General features: G+C 40.4%; 11 protein-coding genes and 1 pseudogene. 1 reads left to right on the top strand and 11 read right to left on the bottom strand.

Translation table 11 applies throughout. The annotated features are described in order from the left end of the window. Nucleotides 1–602: pseudogene (locus tag H5182_RS22410) on the top strand (IS630 family transposase); the annotation flags it as partial. A 786-nt stretch (nt 603–1,388) separates the two neighbouring features. Here H5182_RS22410 and H5182_RS19085 read toward each other — a convergent pair. The 11 genes from H5182_RS19085 to H5182_RS19035 form a co-directional block, all read right to left on the bottom strand. Continuing rightward, nucleotides 1,389–3,629 carry an Ig-like domain-containing protein gene (locus tag H5182_RS19085; RefSeq protein WP_182760454.1) on the bottom strand — a complete coding sequence of 747 codons (2,241 nt, stop codon included), beginning with the start codon at nt 3,627–3,629 and terminating at the stop codon, nt 1,389–1,391. 139 nt (nt 3,630–3,768) lie between these two features. After that, nucleotides 3,769–4,368, bottom strand: coding sequence for a 3-isopropylmalate dehydratase small subunit (leuD, locus tag H5182_RS19080; protein ID WP_182731715.1), 600 nt, complete (start codon nt 4,366–4,368; stop codon nt 3,769–3,771). Continuing rightward, nucleotides 4,368–5,768, bottom strand: a complete 1,401-nt coding sequence (gene leuC, locus H5182_RS19075) for a 3-isopropylmalate dehydratase large subunit (RefSeq protein ID WP_145242429.1) — start codon at nt 5,766–5,768, stop codon at nt 4,368–4,370. Before leuC ends, leuD begins: the two co-directional genes overlap by 1 nt. Before the next feature lie 75 nt (nt 5,769–5,843). After that, nucleotides 5,844–6,920: a 3-isopropylmalate dehydrogenase gene (leuB, locus tag H5182_RS19070; RefSeq protein ID WP_149980410.1), complete on the bottom strand. Its 1,077-nt coding sequence runs from the start codon at nt 6,918–6,920 to the stop codon at nt 5,844–5,846. Then, entirely contained in the window at nt 6,917–8,470 is a 1,554-nt protein-coding gene (leuA, locus tag H5182_RS19065; RefSeq protein WP_145242424.1) for a 2-isopropylmalate synthase, read from the bottom strand. The genes leuB and leuA overlap by 4 nt, the downstream gene beginning before the upstream one ends. Nucleotides 8,471–8,905: 435 nt before the next feature. Continuing rightward, nucleotides 8,906–9,976 (bottom strand): hypothetical protein, encoded by a 1,071-nt coding sequence (locus tag H5182_RS19060; protein ID WP_404936224.1) that lies wholly within the window; start codon nt 9,974–9,976, stop codon nt 8,906–8,908. A gap of 97 nt (nt 9,977–10,073) precedes the next feature. After that, the gene (locus H5182_RS19055; protein ID WP_182735898.1) at nt 10,074–10,436 is read right to left on the bottom strand and encodes a hypothetical protein; all 363 of its coding nucleotides are present in this window, start codon (nt 10,434–10,436) and stop codon (nt 10,074–10,076) included. A 1-nt stretch (nt 10,437) separates the two neighbouring features. After that, nucleotides 10,438–10,845 carry a peptidoglycan-binding protein gene (locus H5182_RS19050; protein ID WP_259398332.1) on the bottom strand — a complete coding sequence of 136 codons (408 nt, stop codon included), beginning with the start codon at nt 10,843–10,845 and terminating at the stop codon, nt 10,438–10,440. Nucleotides 10,846–11,051: 206 nt separating this feature from the next. Continuing rightward, nucleotides 11,052–11,657, bottom strand: a complete 606-nt coding sequence (locus H5182_RS19045; RefSeq protein ID WP_182760452.1) for a hypothetical protein — start codon at nt 11,655–11,657, stop codon at nt 11,052–11,054. Between the two features lie 26 nt (nt 11,658–11,683). Continuing rightward, nucleotides 11,684–12,001, bottom strand: coding sequence for a hypothetical protein (locus H5182_RS19040; protein WP_182760451.1), 318 nt, complete (start codon nt 11,999–12,001; stop codon nt 11,684–11,686). Nucleotides 12,002–12,018: 17 nt separating this feature from the next. Next, nucleotides 12,019–13,044: a hypothetical protein gene (locus H5182_RS19035; RefSeq protein WP_182760450.1), complete on the bottom strand. Its 1,026-nt coding sequence runs from the start codon at nt 13,042–13,044 to the stop codon at nt 12,019–12,021. Nucleotides 13,045–13,116 lie beyond the last annotated feature (72 nt).

Genomic DNA, 13,116 nt, shown 5'->3' with positions numbered 1-13,116 from the left:
GCAGTCAAAAGAAAGCCAAGAGGCTTTTAAAAAAGTTCCAAGTGGAAACGATCCTTCACACCCCAGGACATCTCCCTTTAGAGCGCATTGATGTTTGGTTTCAAGATGAAGCACGGTTTGGACAATAAAATCAAACAACACGTTTATGGGCTGAAACAGGCTCGAGGCCTCGCGCAACAAAACAACAGCAGTTTGAGTATGGATACTTATTTGGTGCAGTGTGCCCAAGTAATGGTAAAACAGAAGCGCTGATCAGCCCTATCGTCAATAAAGAGGTCATGACGCAACACATGGAATTAATATCAAAAGCCACGGAGGCCTGACGTCATGCGGTCGTGATTGTTGATGGCGCTGGTTGGCATACTATTGATACTGTACAACCATTCAATAATGTCACGCTAATAAAACTTCCGCCTTACTCCCCGGAGTTAAATCCAATAGAGCAAGTATAGAGTTGGATACGGCAACACTGTTTATCTAATCGTGTGTTTAGTGGTTATGAAGAAATTGTCGAACAGGTTTCGCAAGCGTGGAATAAATTCATTTCTGTTCCTGATACGGTTAAAAGCATATACTCTAGAGACTGGATCAAATTGACTTAATCTTTATGCAGATTGGTATTACTTACACACTTAGCGCAGACATACCAAACCCGGTGGCAGCAGTTAGCTCAAAATACACTATGTAATACTTCACGCTCCGCTATTGCTGCTAACTTACATGAATCACTAAAAAATGGCTTTTTATCGACCATTGATGCTCCAAAAATTAGCCAATTTAAAAAACTTAAAACAATTAATATGACTATTTGCTGCATACTTGCTTTGCTAGGTTTCGCTATTGATTATATGTATTAATAAACACATCATATAGTATAAAAAGACTAGCCCCTGGAATTATTTAATTTGTATGTTTTGTACAAAAGGCAAAGCAGTATGGTTTTCATGCTACATTACTAATAAACACTCAATCAATTGATAAATATAATTAAAAATAAAAACACTTTGTAAATTCGGCTTTTGCAATAACGGTTTCAAGGCTTCTTACCTCCTGCGGAGGACCTAGCAGTTCAGGTATTGAAGATACAATGAATGGGAAGCTTGAACTTGTTAAATCAATACAAGGTTTGTCCGGTGGGAAGGATACATACCCATCTAAAAATCTCTACTTGTTTATCTCTGCATTCAACAATTGAAAACCTCTCAATAAACAACTGTATTGAAAAGTAAAACCGTTTACTCTTGCAGTGTTGAATACATTTTAAGTTCACAAGGATACGGTGAAAATGAAACATCTAATGAAGTCACAATAGAAGAAATGGCTGATGGCTGGCTAATGCGTTAACTTCCATTCAAAACGCGGCCTGAGCCGCGTTTCATTATTTATAATTATGGATTCAAAGGCACTGCTGAATTAAATCGAATATAGCCCTTTAATTCTGGAGATTCACTGCTCTCACAACTCTGCGTAATATTTACAGCCAGTTTTTGGACTTCATTTTTAGAGTTCTCTTCTAACTCAAAAATCTCAAATTGCCCATAAAGCCTACCACACCCTCTATGCTCCCCAGAGAGATCTAAACCAGCCGACGATTCACCTTGAAAAGGGTAACGGGTAGCATTTAAATACTCTCCAACAGACAAGCTTGCATCACCAGGGGCTTTTAGATTTAAACTCCAATTACTTTCATCACTTTCAAATAGAAACTCTAAGTGGGATTGATCATTTGAATCACGCGACACAGAAAAATCACCTGTTGCCTGCGTCTCTATGATCTTCTTCCCTAAGCTAACATAATCATCTTTAATACCATCTATAAAAAGGTACGTTCCTGAGTAAGGCAAATACTGCAAAGTTATTCTTTCCTTTGCACGCTCACCTAAGTCATTAGTAAGTATCACTTCAATAGTGATATCTGATTCAACAACTTCTGGTAGACTAAAACTTGTAGAAACTGCATTTTCGTCATCAAATTCAATGCCTACACCATTTAAATCAACCCATTGATAAGATAGAACCTGCCCTTTATTTAAAATACTGTCCTCAACACTCAACGTAGGATATTGATTGTCTTGATAGAAATAATTGGAGCTTGTTAAATTAGGAATAATACTATCTGTTGTTTTTATATCTAAAAATATCCAACTATGCTCCTGCCCTGTGACACTTGTAATACCTGAAACCTGTAAATCATAGTCTGTATCAGCCTTTAATGGTTGTTCTGGGTAAATATTTATTAGCGCGCCAGCAACCTCAACTCTACCAGGAATATTGATATGGTCGTACCCTGATTGGGTTTGGAAATATACAGAAGCAGAAGTGTCAGCTGCTACAGGTCTTGAAAAAATTAGAGGTACGGGGCCATCCAACTGAACTGAATTATTATTAACACTTCCAGGATCAAGTACTCGATCAAAATTATCTGCACGAAATGCTCTGATATTGTTATATATATTAAACGTAGACATAGCTTCGGGCAGGAAGGTGGACCAATGAAGCTGGAGCTGTTCTTCACCATAGCTAATGTTTAACTTATCAGAATCTGAAACAAAATTACTGGCTAGTAGTATCGACTCTTTTTCTGAGCTAACTTTAATAGAGCCCTTATGTGGATATTCCATAAAATACCCATACCAAGCATCTTCTTGAGAAAAGCTGAATTCACCATTCAAATTTGTATCATCAACAGTACCATTGGTTTTTATGCTGTATGTTGCTGTATTAAAGTCAATTACCTTCTCTATCGTTAATTCTTTAATATTGACGTAATAAAAAGTTTCATCATAACTAAACGGCTTTAAGGCTTTTCCTTGGAGTTTTTCATCTACAGTTATAGCTATGGTTCGAATGCTAGGTGAATATGCAAAGCGAGTTGAGTAACTTCCCTTAAACGTCATTGGCTCATTATATGAGTAAGTACTTTCCAAGGTTTCAATATCATCATTATTGACACTAAACTCAATGATGCCATTTTGTAAATCAGCGTCTAAAATCGTGACTATTCTGAGGCCACTTAATGCATTCCGATAATTATCCGAGCAATCCTGAAAAGATTGCTGTAATACATCCCCTTCTGTAATAGTGCTGGAATCATCATTATCCAAATATGAAAGTGTATATAAGCCCCCATTTTCACACACTTGTTCTAGCTCTATTTCCTCGCCATCAAGCTTTGCTAATAGTTGATTACTTAAAGTTTGCGCTTCTTCCAGCAATAAATTTTGTAATAATAAAACCGTCTTTGTCGCATCTTGTGGTTTCTTTTCAACATTAATACGATGTTTTACCTCAATTGTATGTTCAGTCTCAACTTCTTGTCCATTATGAGCAACGTACAATTTATACACTGCAGTGGTATCCTCTGTTACATCGAATGGCTCTATGTTCAATGTAGCCTCTTCACTGATAAGGCTTCTTCCAGAGTCATACCAATGCACCACAACACCAGTGTCACTTTTATTTATATTGGCTTGTAAGGTAAACCCGTCATCCTCCGATACACTTTTTGGACCATCTATTGAAACCGTTAATGGCTGCTCAACGGGAGTTTCCGAGTCACCTCCACACCCAGCAATCATTAAAACAGCGGCTAAAAGCGCCCAAAAATTTCTTTGCAACTTACAATTCACGTAATTCACCTGATTTTTATCGTTAGTATATTGTGGATTGTACCCATAAAACAAAAAAATGTAATGCTGTAAATTAATTCCTCGACTCACAAAAAACGCGGCCTGAGCCGCGTTTCATTGTTTAATAACTTTTAAACCTTTACTGCCAAGGTCGCTCGGCGTTAAGCTTTGCTTCAAAGGCATCGATTTGTGGGTTGAGGGTTTCGGTGACACCGATAAAATCTAAACCACTTAATAAACGCTCTTTTACGTCTTTGCGAATATCAAAGCTAATTGGGGCAAACTTATTGCTGGTCAGCGTTTGGTTTTCAAGATCGATGTCGATATGAATATCGTCGTGTTGCTCGCTCAGTACAAATAAGTCTTCCAATGTTTGTGCTGGTAGTGCAATAGCTAACATCTGGTTATTGCCACAGTTATTAAAGAAAATATCGGCAAAGCTTTCCGCTAAAATCACTTCAAAACCATATTGCTTAAGCGCCCATGGAGCGTGCTCACGTGATGAGCCGCAGCCAAAGTTATCGCGAGTTAGTAATATTTGCGCGCCTTGGTAACATGGCCGATTTAAAATAAACTCAGGGTTTGGCTCGTCGTTATCTAAATAGCGCCAATCATAAAACAACGCCGCATCAAAACCATCACGGCTGGTTGAGGTTAAAAACTGCTTTGGAATGATTTGGTCGGTATCGACGTTGTTTTTATCAAGTGGGGCCATTAAGCCACTAAAAAAAATGCTCATTAGGCTTCTCCTCTAATATCAACAAAGCGACCATGAATAGCTGCCGCAGCGGCCATTGCAGGGCTTACTAAGTGTGTACGACCACCACGGCCTTGGCGACCTTCAAAGTTACGGTTTGAGGTGGATGCACAGCGCTTGCCTGCACCTAAACGGTCATCGTTCATGGCTAAGCACATTGAGCAACCCGGTTCACGCCACTCAAAACCAGCAGCTTTGAAAATATCAGCTAGGCCTTCATCTTCAGCCTGTTTTTTCACCAAGCCAGAGCCTGGTACGATTAACGCCTCAACACCAGCAGCCACTTTTTTACCTTCAACAATCTGTGCGGCGGCGCGTAAATCTTCAATTCGGCTGTTGGTACATGAACCGATAAATACCGTATCTACGCTCGCTGACGATAACTTATCACCGGCCGTTAAACCCATATATTTAAGCGCACTGCGAATCGCATCAGCTTTAATTAAATCAGGCTCTTGATCTGGATCTGGAATGCATTCATCAACACCAATAACTTGCTCAGGGCTAGTGCCCCAAGTAATTTGCGGCTGAATGCTACTCGCTTCTAGTTCAACTTCTAAATCAAACTGCGCACCTTCGTCAGTTTTTAAGGTTTCCCAGTAGGCAACTGCAGCTTCAAAATCATCGCCTTGTGGAGCAAATGGGCGGCCTTTTAAGTAATCATAAGTGATTTGGTCTGAAGCGATTAAACCCGCTTTAGCGCCCATTTCAATACTCATGTTACACAATGTCATACGCGCTTCCATTGACAGTGCTGCAATGCCTTCACCACAAAACTCTGCCACATAACCTGTACCACCAGCGGTACCTAGCTTACCAATCACCGCCATGATCAAATCTTTGGCTGTAACCGTTGGACGTAGTACACCATTAATTTGAATTTTTAATGACTTGGCTTTTTTCTGTTGTAGCGTTTGCGTTGCGAGTACGTGCTCAACCTCAGACGTACCAATACCATGGGCCAGTGCACCAAATGCACCGTGAGTAGAGGTATGGCTATCACCACAAACAATGGTAGTGCCAGGTAAAGTAATACCTTGCTCAGGCCCCATTACATGCACTATGCCTTGGTTAATTGAGTTTAAATCGTAAAGTACAATACCAAACTCTTTGCAGTTGGCATCAAGCGCCATCAATTGGTTTTTTGATACTTCACTGGCGGCATCTAATGAGCGGCTTTTGGTCGATACATTATGGTCCATCGTTGCGATGGTTTTTTCAGGACAACGCACTTTACGGTTTTTCTCTCGCAGGCCAGCAAAAGCTTGCGGCGATGTCACTTCGTGTACTAAATGACGGTCAATATAAAGTAAATCGGTTTGCTCATTAATACTAGCAACTACATGTGCTTGCCAGATTTTATCGTATAACGTTTGGGCCACTTGCTGATCCCCTAATTTGTTTGACTCGCCGCGTGACGGTGCAGCGAGTGAATAATTGTTTAAATACGTGCTGTTTTATATACGAGCGACAATTGCTGCGGCAACGTCTTGCGTTGTATAACCTGCATTTGGGTAAATATCCGGTGTACCTACGCCTGCTTCGACCGCTTCGGCTACTGCTTTTTCAATGCTGCGCGCCGCTTCATCTTGGCCTAGTGAATAACGTAGCATTAACGCGGCACTTAAAATTTGTGCGATTGGGTTTGCAACCCCTTTGCCAGCAATATCAGGTGCCGAACCACCAGCAGGTTCATACATACCAAAGCCTGACTGATTTAAACTTGCCGATGGCAATAAGCCCATAGATCCGGTGATCATCGCGCATTCATCTGACAATATGTCACCAAATAAGTTATCACACAGTAACACATCAAACTGGCTAGGTTGTTTAACCAGTTGCATTGCCGCGTTATCAACGTAAATATAATCAAGGCTTACTTCTGGGAAGTCTTTGCTTACTTCGGTTACTACTTCGCGCCATAATACACTTGATGCTAATACGTTGGCTTTATCAACCGACGTTACATGGTTATTACGTAATTTTGCTGCTTCAAAGGCAAAACGTGCAATGCGTTCAATTTCTTTGCGTGAATAAGTTTGCGTATCAAATGCGGTTTCTTCAGCCCCTTCGCCACTGCGGCCTTTTTCGCCAAAGTAAATACCGCCCGTTAGCTCGCGCACGCATAAGATATCAAAGCCTTTTTCGCTTATATCGGCACGTAATGGCGATGCAGCGCTCAGTGCTGGTAATAGTTGCGCTGGGCGTAAGTTACAAAACAAACCAAAGTGTTTACGTAGTGGCAAAAGTGATGCGCGCTCTGGTTGCTCATTGGCAGGAAGATGCTCCCACTTTGGACCGCCCACTGAACCAAACAAAATTGCATCGGCACTTTCACACGCTGCAAGGGTTTGATCGGGTAACGCTTTACCAAATTGATCAATCGCAGCGCCGCCAATGGCATGATGATGACGAGTTAAAGTAAAACCAAATTTACTGCTCACAGCATCCAATACCTGCTCTGCTGCTGCCATTACTTCTGGGCCGATACCGTCGCCTGCTAATACTGCAACGCTATAATTTGATTGACTCATCCTGCTTTCCTTTGTTGTTTTAAATCAGACACTTTTTGTGCACGATAAATTAAGTTATAAACGCGGATCATGGCGCGTACTGACGCCTCAACCACATCCGCTGCAATGCCCGCGCCGTGATAAGGGCGGCCATCGTATTTAGCTATTATATTTACTTCACCTAATGAACTGGCACCTTCACCGGTAGCTTCTAGATTAAATTCAATCATTTCAACAGCCATACCCGTTAAACGTTCAATCGCTAAGAATGATGCCTCTACAGGGCCATTGCCGGTAGCCGCTTCTTGTTTAGACTCACCATTAATCGTCATCCCAATCGTTGAGCTTGCTACTGATTGCGAGTTAGACGTTGAGTTAACAAACTCTAATTGGTATTTGTCGTCTTTATCACTGATTTGGTTAAAATAAATCATCGCTTCAAGGTCATAGTCGTACACTGTACCTTTTTGATCTGCAAGGGTTAAGAAGCTTTCATATAGGCTATCCATATCGTAATCAGATTTTTGATAGCCTAATTCTTCAAGGCGGTGCTCAATAACATGACGACCCGAACGTGAGGTCATATTTAATTGGTTATTTGGTACGCCGACGCTTTCTGGTGACATAATTTCATAGGTATTTTGCGCTTTTAATACACCGTCTTGATGAATACCTGAACTATGGGCAAAAGCATTCTCGCCAACAATCGCTTTGTTAGGTTGCACTGGCATATTACAAATTTTCGCCACTTGGCGTGAAGCGCGATAGATTTCTTCACTGCGAATATCGGTATACACTTTTAAGTGGTCTTGGCGCATCTTCATGATCATCGCCACTTCTTCAAGTGAACAGTTACCCGCACGCTCACCAATACCATTAATAGTACATTCGATTTGCCGTGCACCGGCTTGCACCGCTGCAACAGAATTGGCAACAGCCAAACCTAAATCATTATGACAATGTACACTTAACCGCGCTTTATCAATATTTGGCACGTTATTCATTAAATGGCGGATCATCGCCGCGTATTCGTCTGGCGTAACAAAACCAACTGTATCTGGTAAGTTGATGGTTGATGCACCAGCATTAATCGCCTGCTCAACAATTTTGCATAAATCCCAATGCGGCGTACGGCCTGCGTCTTCGCATGAAAATTCCACATCATCAGTATAATTACGGGCAAGCTTAATTGATTTAACCGCCATGGCTGTCGCATCATCTAAGCTCATACGTAGCTTGTGTTCTAAATGCAAAGGGCTGGTAGCAATAAAAGTATGAATTCGACTTTGTTGTGCTGTGCGAAGTGCTTCGCCACAGGCTTCAATATCTTTAGCAACAGCGCGTGCTAAACCACAAATAATCGGGCCTTTCACTTCTGTCGCTATACGTTGCACTGAACGAAAATCGGCAGGGCTCGAAACCGGAAAACCTACTTCCATCACATCCACATTTAGGCGGCTAATAGTATGCGCCAGCTGGATTTTATCTTCTTCAGTCAGGCTCGCTTTAAGCGCTTGCTCACCATCACGTAAAGTGGTGTCGAAAATCCATACTTTATCTTGTTCTTGCATAATCTACCCTTAATTCTCTGCTGCCCTGGATGCGAGATAAAAAAAACCCCGCGATATGCGGGGTTTTTTGTGTTTACTTAATGCAAATACACTAATCCCCGCTCACGTGCGCTTGCAGTAAGAGGTTCAGTTTTAATGTAATTAAATGAGTGTTTTGCATCGTCTTTACTAAATGTGTGTGTTCAGTGAGCCCTATTTTTAACACTTCAAAACTGCGCATGCAAGCATAATCTCACCTTTAAATGGAATGAAAAACCACAATAAAAGAAAATAAATTTCGTATAAAACCAACTTTACGGTTATATAATTCAAACCAAACCTAAAGCAACCATAATATACTTTACTTTATGGCCGATCCTGCTTAGATAAGTTTTCTATTTTAATTCCCACTGTTGTCTCCACTCTATTCAGATCCTTTGCTCATTTTATGCATAATCAGTTACCCTGTGCTTTTTGGTTGGTAATCGCTACTGGTGATAATCTGTCCAAACCCCAAATACCCATTTCCTTTACTCGTGTGATTTTTTGTTCGCCTGTTAAAATATTCGTTTTAGTAATAATGCTGTATATGTCAGGTATTTCATCTCGACTAGTTGGCTCTTTAAAATCGTTATAACCAAATTTAAGAGTGACATTTTCATCCAAAGAAAAAATCACGCTATTACCTTCCCCTATTTCTGAGTGCTCTATTTCCGGATTGGCAATATTCACCCAATGAAAATGCGCTTTTGGTCTGATATGAGTCATAAACGCTAAGTATTTTCCATCCGGTGAAATACGGTGGTCCACCATCTCCCACTTACGTGGAAAACCAAAATTAACTTTGCGTATTACCTCACCATCAAACTTATGTATCCAAAAGCCATCGTGCTTTACCGCTAAAAACTCTTTATCGCCTGGGAGTAAAAAAGCAGCGCCACTGTGGTGAATTTGTGGTCGTGGGGTTAGCTCGCCTGTTGGAACATGGTAATTAAAGTTTTTGCCATCTGAGTAAAAAATTACATTTTTACTGTCTGACGTCCAATTAAACCACGGGTAGCCACCACCACCTGACATGGTGATTAGCTTTTTCTCTTTAGTGTCGTATAACTGGCGCGTGGCTCTATCATTGATATAACCCGAAATAGCGATATAACGGTTATCTGGTGAGCGAGCTGGTGCATGTATACTAATAGATTCAAGCTTTTGAAATACCTCTTCTGGAATAATACGCCGCCTGTCAGAGCCATCTAAACGAGATGACCACAGTGTGCGTACCTCACTGTATTTGTATTTATTCCAAAACATTAACCGCGGGGTTAAGAAGGTATCTGCATCGCCATACACCTCTTCACGTATTTCCATCGGCCACTCAGGGTGGTTTTGATGCTCTTTAGCCCATGGGTATTTAGCAAGGTCAACCTCAACCTGCTCAGAGCCTTGTGAAGATGGCTCTGAGCAACCGCCTAGTACCAAGCTGGCACAAAGAGAGAGCACGCAAAACATGCTGTATTTTTTAAAAAACATCAAAAACTATCCTTTTACTGAATGAGCCCATTTATTGGATTGCTGTAAACAAACTCATTATTTAAAACCTTTTATAATGAAGGCAAAATGAATGCACTTACCCTTCTGTTATCTCTGCCATTATTACCGTGTTTGGTGTTTGCTTGTTAAGCTCGCTGAATGGCACGTTATCAAATATATAGTAACTAGGCTGGCCGTCGTTTGGGTCTTGTAATAAATCAAAATTGCCGCTTTGGGGTATGTCGGTAAATTCTATACGGACCCAATCTCCCTTAGGCATTACACGTGAAATTGGCTTTATTTGCTGCCAGTTATGTTGATTATTTACCAACACAAGCTGCTCTTTAGCGTAATTTTTTGCATTTGTGTCAACTTGATAAAAAAATACAAAAGCGGGCTTAACAATCGTTAACAGATTTATATTGTTAACTACCATTGCCATACTGTACGGGGTACTCATACTAACTCCCAAATACTTGTTGTAATTTTGCTTTGGTTTTAGGGCCTGGTATGCCGTCTATGTCGAGATCGTGCTCGTACTGAAATTCCTTTACACCAATGCGAGTTTTTTGACCCATGACGCCATCAACCTTGCCGCAATTAAACCCCAACATATTACAACGTCCCTGCACGCCAGAAAGCGTGTCGATTGGATCTAGATTGCCTATTTGTACCGCAAAGCTTTTAGTTGGTGTGGTATCGCCTTCATTTAGGTATAAATCGACGGTGCCAGTAAGGGCGTCGTTATTATTAAGCTCTACTTCGATAAGCCCATCACTTTGCAATACGGTATCGATTGTTTGGCTGCCGATATTAAGCACAACACGTTTACCGGTAATATCATCGCCATCGTCATACGATACTTGCAAGCGAAAATATTCTTTTTCGTTTTGTACAACAAACGTATTTAGGCTATTGGCGCGCAGCGGTATAAACTTTTCTTTTTTTGGTGGAATCGTGATTTTATCGCCCGGGTAAATTAAATTAGGATCGGGGCGTAGGGCTTTAAACTCTGCGTTGCTTGGGTGGTTGTAAAGCGCTTTAGATGCTCTAAAATCATCAGCTCTTACCTAATTCACACGGGGGGAATGGGTAAATTGTCTTTATCAAGCGGGATATCTGTATCGTTCTCCGATAAATGTGTTAACACCGCATTTAGCTGCTGCTCAAAATCTTTTGATTTTTCATCATCAAAAAATGCAAAGGGTTTGTCATCGGTTTGCCATTGCTTGCACTGCGGCATTACATGCTCGCGGCCATATTCCATAAATTGGCAAATAAATGCCAATACTGGCTCGTACGCATCTTTGCCGTTGTAATAAGGATTATGACGAGGTTGCACCATAAAATTAGCCCATTGCATGTTGTTGTGTTTATCAAAACCGCGGGTCTGAATACGCATCATTTGAAAGTCTTCATAAACCCGTAAATCTTTAAAGTGCTGGGCGCGTACTTTGCCTTTGTACCAGAGGTAGACAATTTGTTTATCACGATCAAACACCATCGGCGCTTGACGCTTAAAACGAATAATAAAAAACAACAAAAGTGGAATAGTAATAGCGTAAAAAACTAAAAATGAAATGTCTTTTTTGTAAAAATAACTTCCATAAGCTGTATGTTTATTACTGTGACGAGCATACAAGTAGCTTTTAAACGTCAACTCACCACTTTCATCTAGCAATTTATACCACTTTAAGTGTATTGGGTTTACTTCTGTACTACTAAAATAATTCTCTCCATACTTTTTTTATATAATTCAATACTATCAATAGTTGCTCTCTCTCTTGCACTCCAGCTTTTTAATATATTATTAGCATTTAAACATGCAGTAAATAACACAATTAATAACAATGGGATCAGCCCCATATTACGGGCTTTCATTGAATTATTACTAAGCTTACAAATATGTTCATCTACATACACTATCGGTGTTGGCGGCGGCGCCTCTTTAGTAAGTTGAAAGCTAAGCAGTGCTTTCAACTTATTTACTAAAGGTATTGGGTAAATTGGTTTAATTAATGCCATTAATCTCAACAAATCCTTTATTCATTCTTGTCCACAGCTTTATTACTTTCTCGACTCTCGGCCCTACTTAAACGCATACTCATGCTCATATCCATCCCTGTAGATAACGGTAAATTGTCTTTATCAAGCGGGATATCTGTATCATTCTCTGACAAATGTGTTAATACCGCATTTAGCTGTTGCTCAAAGTCTTTTGGTTTTTCATCATCAAAAAATGCAAAGGGTTTGTCATCTGATTGCCATTGCTCATGCTGCGGCATTACATGCTCGCGGCCATATTCCATAAATTGACAAATAAACGCCAGTACTGGCGCGTACGCATCTTTGCCGTTGTAATAAGGATTATGCCGCGGTTGCACCATAAAATTAGCCCAACGCATATCACCGCGCTTACCAAGGCTGCGCGTTTGAATACGCATCATTTGTGAATCTTCATGTATTCGTAGGTCTTTAAAATGTTGAGCGCGAACGTTGCCCTTATACCAGTGATAAACAATTTGCCGATTACGGTCAAACACCATCGGCGCTTGGCGTTTAAAAAAGATTAAAAAGTACAATAAGGGCGGAAGTGTCAGTATAATAAAGATGGACAAAATTATATCTCGCTTAAGGCGAAACGTACCGCCCACATCAGCGGTTTCATAATAGTGATAATGCATATAACGACTTAATGACATTTTGCCATTTTCATCAAACATATCGTAAAAACTTTTACTAACTGGTTCAACATTCGGGGATAAGAAATAATCTTCCCCATATTTTTTTTTATAAAAATCAACCATTTTCATCATACTCTCTTCCGTTGATTTCCACATAGAATAAAAACCAACTACCTGGTAAAACGCAATAAATGACACCATGAATAACATAGGGATAATGCCCATATTACGCGCTTTAATGGAGTTGTTGCTAAGCTTACAGACATTATCATCAACATAGGTGATCGGCGGTGGTGGCATCTCTGAGCTAGGCAATTTAAATGCCAGCAACGCTTTTATTTTATTGATTAATGGTACTGGGTAAATTGGTTTAATTAATGCCATAATATGCTGATATTTTAAAAGGTGAAGTAAGCTTAGGTAAAAGGGCTGTTCACAAAGAGTGCTTGGTTACAG

The sequence above is a fragment of the Pseudoalteromonas sp. SG44-17 genome (genome assembly GCF_014164235.1).
Lineage (GTDB): Bacteria > Pseudomonadota > Gammaproteobacteria > Enterobacterales > Alteromonadaceae > Pseudoalteromonas > Pseudoalteromonas rhizosphaerae.
This window is presented reverse-complemented; position numbering and strand designations above follow the sequence as displayed.